We start from the raw sequence: 16,407 nt of genomic DNA on the forward strand, positions 1-16,407 counted from the left end.
CACGGTGCCGGCGCCAGGTGCCGGTGACCCAGTGTCGGAGGCGACCGGTGGGCGTCCCCGAGCGCCACAGCCGGCGGCTTCCTATGCTCGAACCATGGAACTGCGGATCTTCACCGAACCCCAGCAGGGCGCGAGCTACGACGACCTGCTCGCCGTGGCCCGACGCGCCGAGGAGACCGGCTTCGACGCCTTCTTCCGCTCGGACCACTACCTCAAGATGGGGTCGGTCAGCGGCGAGCCCGGCCCCACCGACGCCTGGACCACCCTGGCCGGACTCGCCCGGGACACCCGGTCCATCCGGCTCGGCACGCTGATGAGCGCTGCGACGTTCCGGCTGCCCGGCCCGCTCGCGATCACCGTCGCCCAGGTCGACCAGATGAGCGGCGGCCGGGTCGAGCTGGGCATCGGCACCGGCTGGTACGACGCCGAGCACCAGGCGTACGGGATCCCGTTCCCGCCGCTGAGGGAGCGGTTCGACCGGCTGGACGAGCAACTCGCGGTGATCACCGGTCTGTGGCGTACCCCGCCGGGCGAGACGTTCGACTTCACCGGCCGGCACTACCAGGTCAGCGACTCGCCCGCGCTGCCCAAACCGGTCCAGCGCCCGCACCCGCCGATCCTGCTCGGCGGCAAGGGCGCGAAGCGTACGCCGCAGCTCGCCGCCCGCTACGCCGACGAATTCAACCTGCCGTTCGTCTCGATCGACGAGACGGTGGCCCAGTTCGCGCGGGTCCGCGCCGCCTGCGCCGACATCGGCCGTGACCCGGCCCAGCTGACCTGGTCGAATGCGTTGGTGCTCTGCTGCGGCAAGGACGACGCGGAGGTGGCGCGGCGGGCCGCCGCGATCGGCCGGGAACCGGACGAGTTGCGCGTCAACGGCCTCGCCGGCACGCCCGCCGAGGTCATCGACACCATCGGCCGGTACGCGGAGGTCGGCAGCCAGCGCCTCTACCTCCAGGTGCTCGACCTGACCGACCTGGACCACCTGGACCTGGTCGCCACCGAGGTGATGCGGCAGCTCTGACCGGGCCGACGCGGGCGGCTCTGTGCGTGCGGGGCGGCTCTGTGCGTGCGGGGCGGCTCTGTGCGTGCGGGGCGGCTCTGTGCGTGCGGGGCGGCTCTGTGCGTGCGGGCGGCTCCGATTGCGGCAAGCCGGGGTATCAGCGGCCCCGGAGACACCGGTATGCCGCAAGCGGAGTCGATCTCGCCCAGATGCCGCCAGCCTGACCGGGCGAGCCGGGCCGGCCTGACCGGGCGAGCCGAGCGGCGGGCCGCCGGCGTGTCAGATCCGGTGCTCCTCGCGCAGCACCGTGTCCAGCTGGCCGTCCCGGTCGCGGTCGAGGTAGGTGACGTCCGGCAGCCCGTCGCCGTCGAGGTCGAACTGCACCTGGTCCGCCACGCCGTCGCCGTCGAAATCGGTGACCACCTGGACCGAACCGTCCATGTGCCGGGTGACGATCGACCGGGCGCTGGCGTCGACCCGGGGCGGCGGGCCGGGGGCGGGCGGCGGTTCCGGCACCGGTTCCGGGGTGGGGCCGGGCTGCGGATCCGGCTGGCTCGCCGACGGCCCGGCGTCGGACCAGGTGACCGGGGAGCCGCCGACGGTGCCGGCGGGACCGGTGGCGGACGCCACACCGTTGCCGGCCGGGTCGATCTCCTCCTCGGAGGGATACACGTCGCCGCGAGGGGCGGGATCACGGTAGCTGCTCATCGGCGTAGGGTTCCCCGACGGAGCCGGCGGTAATCGCTGGCGGACAGAGGGGGTCGGAAGTGTCGACGCACCGCAACTGGGCCGGCAACGTCGAGTACGCAGCCCGCGCGTACCATCGGCCGTCGTCAGTCGACGAGCTGCGGGAGTTGGTCGCCGGCAGCGACCGGATTCGGGCGGTGGGCAGCGGACACTCCTTCAACCGGCTCGGCGACACCACCGGCGACCTGGTCACGCTGGCCGGACTGCCGGCCACCCCGCAACTGGACGAGCAGCGTCAGGTGGTGCACGTGCCGGCCGCGTTGCGCTACGGCGACCTGGCCACCTGGCTGCACGAGCGCGGGTACGCGCTGGCCAACCTCGCCTCGCTGCCGCACATCTCGGTGGCCGGCGCGGTCACCACCGGCACCCACGGCTCCGGCGAGACCGTCGGCAACCTGGCCAGCGCCGTCGCCGGCCTGGAACTGGTCACCGCCGACGGTGACCTGCTCACCGTGGACCGCAGCGACCCCGACTTCGCCGGCATGGTGGTCTCCCTCGGCGCACTGGGCATCGTCACCCGGCTCACCCTCGACGTGGTGCCCACCTTCGAGATACGCCAGTACGTCCGCCTCGACCTGCCCCGCGAGGCGCTGGCCGCGGCGCTCGCCTCGGCGTACAGCGTCAGTGTCTTCACCGACTGGCGCTCGACGCGCGGCACCCAGGTCTGGCGCAAGCAGCTCGCGGACCGGCCCGCACCCCCGGCGGGCTGGCTCGGCACCACGGCGGCCGACCGGCCCTGGCATCCGGTGCCCGGCATGCCGGTGCTCAACTGCACCGAGCAGCTCGGCGTGCCCGGTCCCTGGCACGAGCGGCTGCCGCACTTCCGGCTCGGCTTCACGCCGAGCAACGGCGACGAGTTGCAGTCCGAGTATCACCTGCCCCGCTCGGTGACCGCCGACGCGCTCGCCGCCCTGGATCAGGTGGCGCACCTGATCGCCCCGGTCGCGCAGACCAGCGAGCTGCGCACCATCGCCGCCGACGAGCTGTGGCTCAGCCCGCAGTACGACCGCGACAGCCTCGCGGTGCACTTCACCTGGATCGCCGACACGGCGGCGGTACTGCCGGTCCTCGCCGAGGTCGAGCGGGCACTGGCCCCGTTAGCGCCCCGGCCCCACTGGGGCAAGGTCTTCACGATGCCGACCGGGACGATCGCCGCGACCTACCCCCGCTGGACCGACTTCGCCGCGCTGGTGAACCGCCTCGACCCCGAGGGGACGTTCCGCACCGAGGAACTCGACCATCTGTTTCCCCGCTGACCGCATCCTGGCCCCGGTTCAGCGCCGGTTCCGCAGCGTGGCCAGGTGATAGCTCCGACTGCGTCATGTCACTTGGACATAATCATGTCCCTGTGACATGACGACTCACGAACTCCCCTCGGGCGACGGCATCGCCTCGCCGCGCGGAAGCCTAGCGGTCGGTGGCGAGCTGGTCGCGCATGCTGCTGCGCTGCACGGCGCGGCTGATGTCGCTGGGGGAGACGATGCCGACCAGACGGCCGTCGGTGACCACCAGCGCCCGGCCGTCGGCACAGTCGCTGAGTCGGGGCAGCAGTTCGGTCAGCGGCTCGTCGGGGGAGGCGAGCACCAGGTCGTCGGCGCGGCAGGCCACCGCCGCCAGGGTGGTGCTGCCCCGCTCGCCGGACGGCACGCCGCGTACCCGGTCGAGGGTCACCAGCCCGACCGGCCGGCCGTCCTCGGTCAGCGGCAGCGCCGTGTGCCGGTACGCGAAGAGGTAGTTGTCCACGAAGTCGGCCACCGTCAGCTCACCCGAGGCGGTCTGCGGCTGCGGGGTCATCACGTCGGCGACCCGGATGCCGCGCAGCGCGTCGCCCACCCGGGCCTGCCGCTCCTCCATGGTGGCCGCGCCGATCAGGAACCAGCCGATCAACGCCAGCCACAGCCCACCGACGCCGGTGCCGGTGAGGAACCGCCACAGCCCGAACCCGATCAACGCCAGGCCGAGGATCCACCCGGCCCGGGCCGCCACCACCGTGGCGCGGGTCCGGTCGCCGGTGGCCTTCCACACCGCCGCCCGCAGCAGCCGCCCGCCGTCCAGCGGCGCCGCCGGCAAGACGTTGAACACGGCCAGCAGCAGGTTGATGCCGCCGAGCCAGGCCATCACACCCAGCAGCAACCCCTCAACTCCGGCCAGCGCGAGCAGCGTCGCGATGCCCCCGAAGAAGACGCCGATGATCAGACTGACCAGCGGGCCGATCCCGGAGATGCGCAACTCGGCACCGGGGGAGCGGGCCTCGCCGCGCAGCTCGGCGACACCGCCGAAGAGCCACAGAGTGATCCCCTGCACGCCGAGGCCGTTGCGCTTGGCCACCACCGCGTGTGACACCTCGTGGGCGAGCAGGCCGAGAAAGAAGACCACCGCGGCGGTCAGCCCGGCCAGCAGGTACGCGACCACGGACCGGTCCGGGTACGACTCGGGGAACAGGTTGGCCGACAGCCCCCACCAGATCAGCGCGAAGATGACCAGGACACTCCAGTTGACCCCGACCGGTACGCCCACGATCCGGCCGAGCCGGAAACTCGCCCTCATGTCTCGGTCATACCCCCGTAGCCCGTGCCCATGCCAGGGCCGACCGTCACTCCATCGCCCGGGTCGATCCTCCGTCCCGCCCGCGGTCGGAACCCTCCTCCGCGCGGGCGCTGAAGGCGGCGCACGACGCCGTCACGGCGGCGCAGGCGCTCGCCGCCGACGGCGTGCCCGGTGGACGCCTCCGGCTGGCTCGGGCCCTGTGGCGGCTGACGGCGGCGCACTCCGGCAGCCCGATCACCGCACAGGAGTACGCGCTGCGCTGGTGGGGGGTGTGCCGGTCACTGCTGGAACGGGGGCGCCGTGCGGAAATCGCCGACGACCTCGATCAGATGGTCCACCGGGCGACCCGGACGGTTCCGGCAGAGGTGGTCTCCGCCGCGATCGCACACCACGGTCCGGCCTTCCGCGCGCACGCCGACGGCATTCGTCGGGAGCGCGACGGCCTCAACTGTCACGTGCCGCGTCCGCGCCGTGGATGACCGGTCAGGTGCGAGAACTGTGTCGGTCTGGCGGTCATCCGGGTCGGTGTGAGGCGTCAGCTGGGACGGCATAGCCGAGGGTGGTAAGCGCTCGCCGGAAGTCCTGCTCCCGGTTCATGGGTACGGCCAGGTGCCGGTCACCGATCAGCCGGCACAGCGGCCGTAGCTTCCGGTCGTGGCTGATCAGCATGGCCAGGGCCGGGTCCGCACAGGCGATGAGGCGCACCGGCCCCAGGTCGGTGAGCCGCCCGGCCCGCTCGGCGATCTCATCCAACAGCGTCAGCAGCGGCCCGGGCAGGTCAGGTTGCGCGGCCCGCGCCCGCAGAAATCCGGCGAAGTCGGCCGGCTGCCGCCCGGCGTCGACGGCGACGAGCAGACTCTCCCGGCTCACGGTCCAGACGTGGTCACCGGTACGGCGGGCGTAGCTCTCCAGCACCAGCAACTCGGCCGGCGAAAGCCGGCCCACCGCCACCACGTCGAGGTTGGGCAACACCTTCACGGTACGTTCGGGTGCCTCCGGCTCCGGTGGCGTGTACTGCTTGTGCACGCCGAGCACGTAGGCGCCGAGGTCGTTGAGGCGGATCGCCCGCAGCCCGTCGTACCGGCTGAGTGCGTCGAGATAGTCGGCGCCCCAGTTCTCGTGGTAGTCGTCGCGGGCGCCACCCGGCTTGTCGTAGGCGAGGTCGATCAGGCCCAGCGGCGCCGCGTACTCGAAGAGCACCGCCAGGGTGTACCGGCCCTCCAGCAGCTCCCATTCGCCGAACCCGGCGTAGCCGAGGCTGCCGTACTGCGGATCCTCCAGGTACAGCTTCCACAGTGCCCGCTCGCTGCGAGCGACCCGCGGTGACCAGGCGGTCTGCTTCATCTGCGCGAAGAGATCGTCCACGGCGACCCATTCGCCGACAGGCTGGGCGGCGAGCGCTTCGGACACCTTCTGCCGCCGTGCCTTCGGCGCGGTCAGCACGTTGGCGGCGCGTTGTCCCTTGATGTTCTCGATCCGGCTGAACTCGTCGATCAGACCCTTGGTCAGCCACGACCGCCACAACATCTGCACGACTACGGCGGCCGGCTTGCCGAGGGCGGCCCGACCCTTCGCGTTCAGTTGCAGCTTGCCGCTGGTGATCTCAGCGAGACCGCCCGCCTGCACCAGCAGCGGCCAGGCGAACGCGGCGATCGGCTCGTCCGGATAGAAGTCACCCGAGGACAGCGTCCTGGCCACCTCGGCCACTGTGGCCGCCGCCGGTCGTCGCGTCTTCTCGCTGCACCGCAGCCGTCCGGAATCACACAACCGCAGCACAGCGTGCACGTCGTCGGCCGCGTACCGCTCGGTCCGGCGGACGAAAACGGCCACCTGCTCGACCACCAACGTTGCTCCCCAATTTGTCGTCAGAGCAGCGTCGAGACGACGGTGAAGTGGTAGTTGTCGCGACCGACCGTCCGGTCGAGGGTGCGCATGATCCGTTCTGGGTTGTCGTGCGGGCCTTGGTGGAAGAAGGGCTTGCCATCCAGGCCGAAGGTGATCCGGCTCGGCGGCTCCCAGGTGCCAAGATGCGGTGCGGCGCTGTAGAAGTCCCGATGCGGGTCGAAGCCGAGGTCGCGGGCGTAGTCGACAGCGCCGAAGATCAGGTGCCGGGCGAGGTCGATGGGAGCCTGGAGCGGCGGCGTGTCGTAGGCAGAGAAGAACTCGGCCACAAAATGCGGCACCTCGTCGGGATCGGAGGTGACCGGTGGCAGGGCATTCTTCACGCCGAGACAGTAGGTGTCGACCAGGAAGCCGCAGGTGCTCACCGCGTCGCCGTCCGCCCGGGCGACCGCCACGCTGACCAGGCCGGCACCCATCGCCATCGGCGGCAACTCGGCGTCGTCGACCCAGTCCGCCGGCCGGTCGGCCACGCGGAGGCCGTTGCTCCACTGCCGGCTGACCCAGCAGCCCAGCAGCGGCAGCTCCGCCGGGTGTACCCGCCCCGGCCGTACGACATCGACGCCCCGCACCAGCCGGGTGACCACCGCACGGGTGACCCCGAGATCGCGGGCGATCTGCTTGGGCGTCTTACCGGCGGCACGCAGTGCCTGCGTCCGTTCCTTCAACTCCTTCGATTCCACCCGCGCCATCCTGCTGTCGTCCCGCCCTACCGTCAACGCCGCCACGCGGGGCGTGTTCACCGCGTTCCTCCCGGCGATCAGCAAGGACGCTCTCAAGCGACTCAGCCGCACCGTCCGACGCTGGACCCGCAGTGTCCGCACTGCTCCGGGGCCGGCTTCGCGCCGTCGGGCCTGGCCTGGCTGGCCGAGGGCACGTCCGTCCAGCCGCTGGCCCGAGCGGCCACGCTTGACGACGCGGTCGCCGCCCTGCGGTTGTGAGTCGGCTGATGATCGCCCGGCTGTTCTCCGACCACGGCCTCAGGCGGTGGCGGGCGGGATGGGCAGCTCGTCGACGACCACCACCGGGGTGCCGGGGCGTACCTTCTCCAGCAGCAGGCGCTGCCCGCTGGCGGTCAGTCGGATGCAGCCGTTCGTGGTCTGCTGGCCCAGCTCACCGTCGTGGTACCAGGTGTGGACGCCGATGTGTGCGCCGCGCAGCCCGGGCGGTACCGAGTCCAGGTCGTCGGGGATCGAGCCGAGAGCGTAGATGTCCACCCCGCCGTAGACCGACTCCGGCGGTGGGGTGCGGCCCAGCACGAAGGTCCGGCCGAGCGGGGTTTCCTGGCCGCGTTGACCGAGGCTGACCTGCCAGGATCGTTGCGCGGCGCCGTCGCGATACCAGGTCAGCCGGAACGGGGTCCGCTCCACCACGATCTGGTCGCGCAGCGCGACGGTGCGGAAGCCGCCGGGTGGCAGCCAGGCCAGCTTGCGGTTGGCCGAGGGGAGCAGCACCGCCGTCCAGCCGGACTCGCGGTGAGCGATCGGCACCGTCAGTTCCACCTCGCTGATCGTCGGCATCAGGAACGCCAGCGGCCGCCCGCCGGGCGCGTCGTACGCGGCGAGCTTGCGGGTCGGGTGCACGCCGTGGGTCAGCGGTGTGGTGTCGAGGGTGTCCGGATCGTCGGGAAAACCGGCGGGGGCCGGGTCGTAGTCGATCTCGGGCAGCCCGTCCGGCGCCGGTGCCGCGGGCAGCGCCTGCTCGGCGTCGCCGGAGGGCGGAATCTCGGCGGTCGGCAACTCCGCGCCATCGGCGGACCCGGCGACCGGCGTCGCATTCGGTGTTGGGGTCAGTGCCCAACCGGTGTACGCGGCGCCACCCATCAGCACCGCCACGCCCACTCCGAGAGCGACTCGACGCCGCCCCCACGACCTCAGAACCCCCAGAAACCCCACCAGCGCACCCTAATCCTGATAAGCCCGAACTATCCCCAAAACCCCAAACGAACCTCCACCCACCCGACCTGCCGCCGTTGATCAAGAAGTTCGCGTCAGGATTTGGCCCGCGGCGACCAGACTGCGTGACAGGTGTCGACCATGGACTTGCAACTGCGCGCGGGTGCCCTTGCGGGAATCGATCCGGCAGCTGAACCGGCTGGTAGGCCACCCACCACTGGTTGCCGGGTACGTGCTCCTGTGGTGGTGACACCTGGCGCAGCGGCAGCCCTTCGGGTCGAGGGTGCTGGTGCACTCGGCTGGCGACCGAGGGTCAGTTCCACTCGAAGAGGTTGGCGGCGGGCCATTACAACGCGCCGGGCGGCAGGGCGGTTCGACAACTCGGCGAGATTTTTTCTTACGACACTGATCCGACCGGAGCCGCGCTGCGTACTGGAGTGGGGAACAGGGTCGGCCGGCGGTGCGCCGCCGCGAGACGATCGAGGAGCAGATGGTCCGGGCAACGCAGAACGAGAAGGCAGCTGCCGTACGTACCAGCAGCAGCAGTCGAGGGATCCGCGTCCGGTCCCGCGGCCAGATTATGGCGCTTTCCGCGTCCGGGCTCGCCGCCTTCTGGGCGTTGACGATGCTCACCGGCGCGGGTCGGCAGATGTACGCGATGGGCTTCTTCTTCACCGAGTTCTTCGGCGGCGTGATCGCGCTGGTCGCGCTGAGCGTCACGGTGATGATGGGGCTGGTCGCCACCGACCGGCTGGTGCTGCTCATCCGGCACCGGGTGCTGTTGCAGTCCGCGCACCGGGCGACCGGCATCCTCGGCGTGGCCGGGCTGGTCTTCCACGTCATCACGAAGATCGTCAGCGGTCGGGCGGGGGTGACCGACGCCGCCGTGCCGTTCGTCGGTGGCCGGGGCCTCTACATCGGGCTGGGCACGATCGCCGCGCTGCTCATGGTGGGTGTGCTCTGGACCGGCATCATCCGGGCGCGGTTCGCCGACGTCGGCCCGAAATGGGTATGGCGTGCCCTGCACTCCATGGCGTACGTCTGCTGGCCGTTCGCGCTCTCCCACGGTCTGCTCGCCGGCCGCCCGCCCGCCACCTGGGTGGGGCTGAGCTACTTGGCCTGCGTGCTGCTGGTCGTGATTGCCCTGATGGTCCGGCTCTCGGTCACCCTGCAACGGCGCAGCCGCGAGCGGCAGCAGGCTGCGGTCCTGAACGAGGTGATGAGCGGCAGCAAGTCCACCGAGGAGACCCACGGCAAGAACCTGCTGGGTACCCTGACCGGCCGCGGCGCCGCCGACGACGGTCGCGAGAAGCGGGTTCGCCGCGACACCAGCTGGGCCGACAGCACCTCCGGGACCTGGGCCAGCCCCACCATCCGACGCAACGACCCGGAACGGTTCACCGTGCCGGTGGTCCCTGAGCCGGGCTCCCTGATCGAGCCGGGCCCCGGCCGGGACCGTCGCGACGAGGAGTTCGAGCCGGTCGTCCGGCGTGCCTCGCGCCGCGAGGAGGAGGAGCTGGAGCGGGTCGTACGCCGCGAGACCGAGGCGCTGGAGCCGGTGGCGCGTCGTCGTCGCGACGCCGACCCGGTCGGCCGGCGCTCCTCGCGCCGGGACGAGGACGTGGAGACCACCGGGCGGCGCTCGGCACGGGTCGAGGAGGAACTGGAGCCGGTGGTCCGCCGGTCGCGGCGCGACGAGGAGCCGACCGGCCGCCGGTCGCGGCGCGAGGAGGAGCGCGAGTCGGTGGGGCGTCGGGCGGCCCGTCGCGACGACGACCTGGTGGAGTACGAGGAGCCGGTGCGTCGCCGCCGTCGCGACGACGAGGAGGAGTACGGCCGTTCCCGCCGGTCTCGGGCCGAGGCCGACAGCCGGTACTCGGCGCCGCCGCAGCGGATGGAGGACGAGCCGGAGGAGCCCTGGGACAGCCCGCGTCGGTGGGAGTCGACCTCCTCGATCTCGGCCGACCCGATCTCCGGTGCACCCATCTCCGGCTCGCCGATCTCCGCCGCGCCCCGCAGCGGTGGTGGGCGGCACAGCGCCGAGGACGACGTGCCGGAGGCGGAGGCCGACTACTGGCGCCCGCCGGCCCGGTACGCCCCGGACGACGAGGCCGACGACGAGACCCCCACCCTGGTCGACCTGGCCTCCCGACGTGCCCGCCGGGCCTCGTCGGCGGCGGAGAGCCGGCGCCGCCGCCGGGCCGACCCGGATTCGGTGGATGGCGCCTACTGGGCGGGGCTGCGGGGTGAGGCCAAGTGACGATGCGAACGACCGTTCCGCCGGTGGCCGCCGTCGGTGAGCCCCGGATCACCGCGGGCTTCGCCGAGTTCGGCCGGCTTGACCTGCGCGCACACGAGATGGTGCACGGTCCGATCAGTCCGATGGAGCCGTCCAACCTGCTGCGGCTGGCCGAGGGTGTCCAGCTCAAGGGCAAGGGCGGTGCCGGCTTCCCGTTCGGCAGGAAGTTGCGGGCGGTGCTGGAGTCCTGTGAACGGCAGGATCTACCGCCGGTGGTGGTGGTCAACGCCAGCGAGGGTGAGCCGGCCAGTTGGAAGGACAAGGTCCTGCTCACCCGGGCACCGCACCTGATTCTCGACGGTGCTGCCCTGGCCGCGTTCGCGCTGGACGCCGAGGAGATCGTGCTCTGCGTGGCCGACGACCTGGTGGGCCGGGAATCCCTGTTGGAGGCCCTGGATGAGCGGCGGATGCCGGCACCGACAAGCGTCGTGACGGTGCCGCACCGGTTCATCAGCGGTGAGGGTGGCGCGCTGGTGAACGGGATCAACGGCCTGCCGCACATCCCGCCCGGCACCAAGAAGCGTTCCAGCGACTCCGGCGTCGGCGGGATGCCGACCCTGCTGTCGAACGCCGAGACGTACGCCCAGATGGCGATCGCCGCCCGACTCGGCCCGTACGAGTACGCGGCGCTCGGCACCGACGACGAACCCGGCACGCTGCTGCTCAGCATCACCGGCGCGGCGAAACGCCACGCGGTGGTGGAGTGCGCGGCCGGCACCCCGCTGGCCGAGATCCTCGAACTGTGCGAGGTGCCGGACGGTCCCGGCATCCTGATGGGCGGCTACCACGGCAAGTGGATCACGCGGGAGGCGGCGGAGCGGGCCGAGGTCTCCCGCAAGGGGCTCGCTGCGGTCGGCGGCACGCTCGGTGCCGGCATCATCGTCCCGCTGGCCAACGACACCTGCCCACTCGGCGAGGCGGCGCAGGTGGTCCGTTACCTGGCCGGCGAGTCGGCCGGGCAGTGCGGCCCGTGCAAGCGGGGTCTGCCCGACCTTGCCCGTGCCGTCGACCTGGCGGTGTCCGGCAGCGCGCCGGTGGAGATCGTCCGGGCCGCCGCCGGCGACGTCAAGGGGCGCGGCGCGTGCAGCCACCCCGACGGTACGTCCCGCTTCGCGCTCTCGGCGATGGAGGTCTTCGCCGACGACCTGAAGAAGCACACCACCGGCGAGGGCTGTGGACGGCGGGTCATAGGCATGATGGGTCTGCCCGGCGCTCCCGACCCCGACCCGCAGAAGCTGGTCCTGGACTGGTCCCGCTGCGACGGGCACGGTCTCTGCGCCCACGTGGTGCCGGACTTCATCCGGCTGGACCAGAACGGATACCCCGCCTTCCCGCCCACCCCCGTGCCGACCTGGCTGCGGGAGGGAGCGGCGAAGGCGGTGGAGGTCTGCCCCGCGCTGGCGTTGCGGTTGACCAAGGCCTGAGCCGCCGACCGGGGCGGTGCGGCCGTCCGGCGGGGGCGAACCGAAGGAGACGCGGATGGGATCGCTTTCGACGACGGGAGGGTCCACCGGGGCGGCGGTCACCGCCGCCCTGCTCGCCGCCGTGCTGGCCACCGCCGGGTGCGGTACCGGTCCGGACGCCGAGGCGGCCCCACCGGCCGGTGCTCCGGCGTCCACCACGGTCGGCACCGCGGCTCCGTCGACCGGGTCTGCCAGCCCGGTGCCGGGCACCTTGCGGTTCACCGGCACCACGCTGGACGGCGCGGCCTTCGACGCCGCCACCCTGGCTGGCCGACCGGTGGTGCTCTGGTTCTGGGCGCCGTGGTGCGCCGCCTGCGCCAGCCAGGCATGGACGATCGCCGAGATCGAGCCCGGTTTCCGGGAGACCGTGCCGATCATCGGTGTCGCGGGGCTCGGTGAGCGCAAGGCGATGACCGACTTCGTCACCGAGTTCGAGCTGGGCCCGATGCCGCAGATCGAGGACCGCGCGGGGGCGATCTGGCGGCGCTTCGAGGTCGTCGAGCAGAGCACCTTCGTCATCATCGACCGCGATGGCCGGATCATCCACCAGGGTTGGCTCGACGGCGAGGACCTCACCCGCCGAGTAACCGCCCTGACCACCCCCTAACCCGCCCACCCCCTAACCCGCCCACCCCCTAACCCGCCCACCCCCTAACCCGCCCACCCCGTACCCCCACCGCCCCGTTGATCATGAGGTTGGCGGCGTTGTTGATCTCAGAAACTGCCGCCAACCTCATGATCAACACGAGCGGGTCGGTGGGGGTGGGGGTGGGGGTGGGGGTCAGCGGGGGGTTAGGTGGTCGGTGGACAGGCGGGGGCGGAGGACTTCGGGTACGAGGACTGAGCCGTCGGGTTGCTGGAACTGTTCCAGGATGGCCGGGAGGAGGCGGCTGGTGGCCAGGGCGGAGCCGTTGAGAGTGTGTACGAAGCGGGTCTGCTTGCCGCCCGGCTCGCGGTAGCGGATCGCCGCCCGGCGGGCCTGGTAGTCACCGCCCCAGGAGACCGACGAGACCTCCTTGTACTTGCCCGTGCTGGGCATCCACACCTCGATGTCGAGGGTCTTGCGCATCGACGCGCTGGAGTCGCCGGCCGCGAGCAGGCTGCGCTGGTAGTGCAGACCCAAAGCCTCGACCAGGCTCTCCGCGTGGTTGACCATCTGATCCAGCGCCGCGTCGGCCTGCTCGGGCAGAATGAACTGGAAGATCTCCACCTTGTTGAACTGGTGGCCCCGCACGGTGCCCCGCTCGTCGGAGTGCGAGCCGGCCGCCTCGCGCCGGTAGCACGGGGTGTAGGCGAACACCTTCAGGGGCAGCTTCGCGGTCTCCAGGATCTCGTCCTGGTACGCACCGAGGATCGCCGTCTCCGCCGTGGGCAGCAGGAACTGCCCGCGCGGCGCGGACTGCTTGTCCAGGTGGTAGACGTCGTCGTAGAACTTGGGGAACTGGCCGGCGGCGAATCCGGCGCTGTCCAGCAGCAGGTGCGGCGGCAGGAGGAACTCGTACCCGGCCTCGATGTTCCGCTCGATCAGCCAGTTGATCAGCGCCCACTCCAGCTGGGCACCCAGCCCGGTGTACATCCAGAAGCCGGAGCCGCCGAGCTTGACGCCGCGTTCGTGGTCGACCAGACCCAGCATCCGGCTCAGCTCGACATGGTCGCGGACCTTCTCGATGACCGGTGGCGCTCCGAAGGTCTTCACCACCCGGTTGGCCTCCTTGCCGCCGGGCACCACGTCCTCGGCGGGCAGGTTGGGCAACTCGCTCATGGTGGTGCGCAGCCGCGCCTGCACCTCGTCGAGTTCCGCCTCCAGCTCGGCCACCTGCTTCCGACCGTCGTCGGAGGTGACCTGCGGCTCGACACCGGCCCGCTTCGCCTGCGCGTACGCCCGCGCCTCGGCCTTGCGGCGCTGGCGCTCCCCGTCGATCTCACTGATCAGCCGGCGGCGCTCCCGGTCGAGCTGCTGGATGTCGTCCAGCGCCCGGTCGACGTCGGCGGCGTCGAGCCGCTTCGCCAGCGCGGCCGCCACCGCGTCGCGATCCTTCCGGATCAACTCCATGTCGAGCATGCTGCTCCGTATGCCTCCGTCCGGGCTCGGGTGGACCTCCAGATGCTACCGTCGCGCCCGAATCGCCCCGCCTCCCGCACCCGAACCACCCCGGACCGGCGGTCTCCGACGTCCGAGCCGGACCGGATGGTCGCCGCGGTCAGAGCCGGATCGGCATCAGGATGGAGAAGGCCGCCGAATCGTCGGGCCGGCGAATCGCCAGCGGGCTGACCGGGCCGTCGACTTCGAGCATCAGGCGCCCACCGCCCGCCGCGTGCAGCGCGTCGAGCAGGTACCCCCCGTTGACGCCGACCCGCAATTCGGTGCCGACCCGACCGGCCGGGTCGTCGGCCAGTTCGTCCGCGCCGAGCAGACGTAGTGCGTCCCCGCCGCCCAACCCCAGCACGGTGACCGGCAGCGGGCAACCCGCATGTTCTCGGGTCACCGTCGGGGATCCGGACCGTAGCGCGGCCACGAGCCACGGCGCGTCCACCGGCACCCGGCGGGCCGGCCCGCCGGTCGCAGCCGGCAGCAGAGCGTGGTAGTCGGGAAAGTCGTACGGCAGGGTGGTCACCCGCAACCGGTGGCCGGCGACGTCGGCGACGACCTGCCGTCCGACCAGGGTCAGCCGCACCTTGCCGGTGGCCGCCTCGCCGGACAGCCGGCGCAGCCGGTCGACCGCGGCCACGGGCAGCAGCGCACGCACCGCCGGACCGTGCACCGCCGCGCCGGCCGTCGCCACCGCCAGCCGGTGCCGGTCGGTGGCCACCAGCCGGATGCCCTCGTCGGCCACGTCGAGCAGCACGCCGGCCAACCCCGGCAGCGTCGGGTCGGAGCCGACCGCGAACCGGACGGCGTCCACGGCGGTGGACAGCTCATGCCCGGTCAGGACGAGGCTAGTGGCCGACGGGGGGCGGTCGGCGGCGAGCAGGCGACGGATCCGGTCGGCCTCGCGGCGCGCTTCGGTCAGCCCGTCGGCCAGCCGCCCCAGGTGCGCGTCGAGCAGCCGGTGCACCATCGGGGGTTCCGCGCGTACCGCTCGGGCGATCTCGGCGACCGGCAGGCCGATCCGGCGCAGCCCGGCCACCAGCCGGGCCGGCGCCACCTGGTCGTCGGCGTACCACCGGTATCCGGTGACCGGGTCGACCAGGGCCGGGACCAGCACCCCGGCGGCGTCGTAGAACCGCAGCGCGCTCGCCGTCAGCCCGCTGGCCCGAGCCAGCTCGCCGATGCTGCGCAGGTCACTGTTCACCACCCGATCCTGCCCCCTCGACCTGGTCGAGGGTCAAGCCACCGGCTCCTCCTGCAGCACCCGGAAGGTGATGCCGGCGGCGGTGAGTCGGTGCAGCAGCGCGTCGCCCATCGCGGTGACCGGCGTGACCTGACCGGCGGTGGCCGGCAGGTCGTCGCAGGCCAGACAGAGCGCCGACTCGGCGAGCATCTTCGCGGTCTCGTCGTAGCCGGGGTCGCCACCGGCCACCTCCGTCAGCACGCGGCGGCCGCCGCCGACGCCGACGAAACGCACCGTGAACCACGACTTCGTCCGCTGCTCGGCACTCGGGCCCTGCCCGGAGGCGAGCCGGCCGAGCAGCCAGCGTCGGGTCGGCGGCAGCTTCACCAGCCCGGCCACGGCACCGAGCCCCGCGCCGGCGGCCAGCACCGTCGGCAGCCGCCGCACGGCTGCGAAGTGCCGGTACCGGAAATCCGGACCGTACTCGGGGCGGGCCGCCGCCGAGCGGCGGACCACCTGCGGGTCGATGGTCGGCAGCGGCACCGCCCAGACCGGCAGGTCCCGTGAGCGGGCCAGCCGGCCCGGCACGGCCCGGACCCGGCGGTCGACCGGGCGGGGCTCGGCGGCGCGGCGTTCGCGGGCCGCCCGCGACGCCTCGGCGGTACGCGAGAAGGCGGTCAGCGCCGAGTGGTACGTGCCGGCGGAGAACCGGCCGCTCACCCGCACGTACCCGTCCACGGTGATCGCGGCGTCGGCGGGCAGTTGCTTGATCGTGAACCAGACACCGAGGTCGTGCGGGATGGAGTCGAAGCCGCAGGCGTGCACGAGCCGGGCGCCGGTGCGCACCGCCTCGGCGTGATGGCGCAGGTACATCCGGTCGACGAACTCCGGTTCGCCGGTGATGTCGAGGTAATCGGTGCCGGCGGCGGCGCAGGCAGCCACCAGCGGTTCGCCGTGGTGGACGTAGGGCCCGACGGTGCTGGCCACCACCCGGGCGTCGGCGGCCACCGCACGCAACGAGGCCGGGTTGGTGACGTCGGCGGTGAGCAGCGGCAATTTGGCCAGCGCCGGGTCGATGGTGGCCACCTGGTCCCGGACCGTGGCCAGCTTGTCGGGGTTGCGGCCGGCGATCGCCCAGCGCAGCCCTGGCGGCGCGTGCCGGGCCAGGTAGCGGGCGGTGAGCCCACCGGTGAACCCGGTCGCCCCGAACAGCACCACGTCGTACGACCGTTGGGCAGCCATCCCGCGATCATGCCACCGCCGCGGCCGATCTGCCCGTTGC

General features: G+C 72.3%; 14 protein-coding genes. 6 read left to right on the forward strand and 8 right to left on the reverse strand.

What is annotated here, in order from left to right; all coding sequences use genetic code 11:
* Positions 1-94 precede the first annotated feature (94 nt).
* Complete coding sequence (locus tag AC2CHE_RS08680; protein WP_484504373.1) at positions 95-1,024, forward strand: LLM class F420-dependent oxidoreductase; 930 nt, start codon at positions 95-97, stop codon at positions 1,022-1,024.
* A 258-nt stretch (positions 1,025-1,282) separates the two neighbouring features.
* On the opposite strand, the gene AC2CHE_RS08685 is transcribed toward AC2CHE_RS08680, so the two are convergent.
* A complete protein-coding gene (locus AC2CHE_RS08685; protein WP_484504374.1) occupies positions 1,283-1,711 on the reverse strand; it encodes a hypothetical protein in 429 nt (142 codons plus the stop codon).
* A 59-nt stretch (positions 1,712-1,770) separates the two neighbouring features.
* Here AC2CHE_RS08685 and AC2CHE_RS08690 point away from each other — a divergent pair, with 59 nt between their 5' ends.
* Entirely contained in the window at positions 1,771-3,006 is a 1,236-nt protein-coding gene (locus AC2CHE_RS08690; RefSeq protein WP_484504375.1) for a D-arabinono-1,4-lactone oxidase, read from the forward strand.
* A gap of 151 nt (positions 3,007-3,157) precedes the next feature.
* Here the strand turns inward: AC2CHE_RS08690 and AC2CHE_RS08695 are convergent, their stop codons facing one another.
* Entirely contained in the window at positions 3,158-4,297 is a 1,140-nt protein-coding gene (locus tag AC2CHE_RS08695) for a site-2 protease family protein (protein WP_484504376.1), read from the reverse strand.
* A gap of 164 nt (positions 4,298-4,461) precedes the next feature.
* Here AC2CHE_RS08695 and AC2CHE_RS08700 point away from each other — a divergent pair, with 164 nt between their 5' ends.
* Positions 4,462-4,776, forward strand: a complete 315-nt coding sequence (locus AC2CHE_RS08700) for a hypothetical protein (protein ID WP_484504377.1) — start codon at positions 4,462-4,464, stop codon at positions 4,774-4,776.
* Between the two features lie 34 nt (positions 4,777-4,810).
* On the opposite strand, the gene AC2CHE_RS08705 is transcribed toward AC2CHE_RS08700, so the two are convergent.
* The 3 genes from AC2CHE_RS08705 to AC2CHE_RS08715 form a co-directional block, all read right to left on the reverse strand.
* Positions 4,811-6,139 (reverse strand): helicase-associated domain-containing protein, encoded by a 1,329-nt coding sequence (locus tag AC2CHE_RS08705; RefSeq protein WP_484504378.1) that lies wholly within the window; start codon positions 6,137-6,139, stop codon positions 4,811-4,813.
* 23 nt (positions 6,140-6,162) lie between these two features.
* Positions 6,163-6,939 carry a hypothetical protein gene (locus AC2CHE_RS08710; RefSeq protein ID WP_484504379.1) on the reverse strand — a complete coding sequence of 259 codons (777 nt, stop codon included), beginning with the start codon at positions 6,937-6,939 and terminating at the stop codon, positions 6,163-6,165.
* 237 nt (positions 6,940-7,176) lie between these two features.
* Positions 7,177-8,031, reverse strand: coding sequence for a L,D-transpeptidase (locus AC2CHE_RS08715; RefSeq protein WP_484504380.1), 855 nt, complete (start codon positions 8,029-8,031; stop codon positions 7,177-7,179).
* 520 nt (positions 8,032-8,551) lie between these two features.
* Between AC2CHE_RS08715 and AC2CHE_RS08720 the strand changes: the two genes are divergently transcribed.
* Genes AC2CHE_RS08720 through AC2CHE_RS08730 form a run of 3 tightly spaced genes read left to right on the forward strand, consistent with a single transcriptional unit; the run spans position 8,552 to position 12,460 of the window.
* Complete coding sequence (locus AC2CHE_RS08720; protein WP_484504381.1) at positions 8,552-10,351, forward strand: ferric reductase-like transmembrane domain-containing protein; 1,800 nt, start codon at positions 8,552-8,554, stop codon at positions 10,349-10,351.
* Between the two features lie 2 nt (positions 10,352-10,353).
* On the forward strand, positions 10,354-11,814 hold the full coding sequence (locus AC2CHE_RS08725; RefSeq protein ID WP_484504416.1) for an NADH-ubiquinone oxidoreductase-F iron-sulfur binding region domain-containing protein: 1,461 nt from the start codon (positions 10,354-10,356) through the stop codon (positions 11,812-11,814).
* 55 nt (positions 11,815-11,869) lie between these two features.
* Positions 11,870-12,460 (forward strand): TlpA family protein disulfide reductase, encoded by a 591-nt coding sequence (locus tag AC2CHE_RS08730; RefSeq protein WP_484504382.1) that lies wholly within the window; start codon positions 11,870-11,872, stop codon positions 12,458-12,460.
* Between the two features lie 174 nt (positions 12,461-12,634).
* Here the strand turns inward: AC2CHE_RS08730 and serS are convergent, their stop codons facing one another.
* The 3 genes from serS to AC2CHE_RS08745 form a co-directional block, all read right to left on the reverse strand.
* Positions 12,635-13,915 carry a serine--tRNA ligase gene (gene serS, locus AC2CHE_RS08735; RefSeq protein WP_484504383.1) on the reverse strand — a complete coding sequence of 427 codons (1,281 nt, stop codon included), beginning with the start codon at positions 13,913-13,915 and terminating at the stop codon, positions 12,635-12,637.
* A gap of 139 nt (positions 13,916-14,054) precedes the next feature.
* The gene (locus tag AC2CHE_RS08740) at positions 14,055-15,146 is read right to left on the reverse strand and encodes a DNA polymerase III subunit beta family protein (RefSeq protein WP_484504384.1); all 1,092 of its coding nucleotides are present in this window, start codon (positions 15,144-15,146) and stop codon (positions 14,055-14,057) included.
* A gap of 33 nt (positions 15,147-15,179) precedes the next feature.
* Positions 15,180-16,367 (reverse strand): saccharopine dehydrogenase family protein, encoded by a 1,188-nt coding sequence (locus tag AC2CHE_RS08745; protein ID WP_484504385.1) that lies wholly within the window; start codon positions 16,365-16,367, stop codon positions 15,180-15,182.
* Between the last annotated feature and the right edge of the window lie 40 nt (positions 16,368-16,407).

The sequence above is a fragment of the Micromonospora sp. ATLC16 genome (genome assembly GCF_057196645.1).